The 979-nt window shown below is 63.2% G+C and carries 2 protein-coding genes; one reads left to right on the plus strand and one right to left on the minus strand.

What is annotated here, in order from left to right; translation table 11 throughout:
- Positions 1-217 precede the first annotated feature (217 nt).
- A complete protein-coding gene (locus ACTOQ2_RS43920) occupies positions 218-355 on the plus strand; it encodes a hypothetical protein (RefSeq protein WP_440107976.1) in 138 nt (45 codons plus the stop codon).
- Positions 356-410: 55 nt separating this feature from the next.
- Here the strand turns inward: ACTOQ2_RS43920 and ACTOQ2_RS43925 are convergent, their stop codons facing one another.
- Complete coding sequence (locus tag ACTOQ2_RS43925; protein WP_440107978.1) at positions 411-845, minus strand: Tn3 family transposase; 435 nt, start codon at positions 843-845, stop codon at positions 411-413.
- Positions 846-979: the final 134 nt, after the last annotated feature.

Below are 979 nucleotides of genomic sequence, written 5' to 3' on the forward strand. Positions count from 1 at the left end.
CCGCGCCCGCACCCGGATATGTTCCCCCTCATCTGCCACAGACTCCACGACCAGCGGCAATAAGCCCGAGAACACGACACTCACCAGCTCGTCGACATCACCCATGACTCACCGTGACGCAGGAGACGTTCCGTCACCACCGAATCTGCGACAGAGCCGAAAGAGAGACGGAGCCGTTTTTTCTACAGTCCCGGCGCCTGCGGTACAGCTGCACCGGTTGGCGGAGCTGCGCGCGATGCTGGAAGAGGTGACCGGTGTGGCGCTGATGGTGGCGATGGCGGACACGCGGGGTGAGGGGTGGGGCCTGCGCAAGATTGGTACGAGCGCCGGGATCTCGCATGAGCAGGTACGCTGAATGCTCGCCGACACCTTCCGGCTCAGGAGCATCCAGCGCGCTGAACGCGAGGGGGTTACTCGGCGGGCGGGGACGTGCGCAACGGCCGCAGCTGCCCGCCGCGGACCAGCTCGGGCAGGGAGAAGCTGTAGCGGCCGAGCATGTTCAAATACTCAAAGCCCAGAGGCGATAGCCGTGCGATGTCGGCGGCGGAGATCTTCTTACCCTCGGCTCGCATTTCTTCCAGGACGCAGGCCGTATAAGCCGTGTTCCATAGAGTACAGACGTTGGTCGGAAAGCTTAGCGCTCCGAGTTGGTCTTCCTGGCCTTCTTTATATTTCTGCCGAAGTTCGCCTTTTTGGTTGTGGAAGATTTTGCGGGCCAGGGTGTGGCGGGATTCTTGCCGGTTGAGCTGGGTGTTGACCCGGCGGCGCAGCAGTTCGTCGTCGTAGTAGCTGGCCAGGTAGGTGGAGCAGTCGAGTTTGCCCAGCTCTATCAGGGCGTGCCCGATCGGGGTGGGGGTGCCGCCGCCGACGAAGTAGCGAACAGCTCGCTGGCCTTGACCGCAGGCCCGGAATTGTCGGTGCCGGGCGAGAGGATGGGATCATGACCGAAGCGCCCCCGAGCACCCTTCTCGCTGATCAG

Origin of the sequence: Streptosporangium sp. H16 (genome assembly GCF_051918855.1) — a bacterium.
GTDB lineage: Bacteria > Actinomycetota > Actinomycetes > Streptosporangiales > Streptosporangiaceae > Streptosporangium.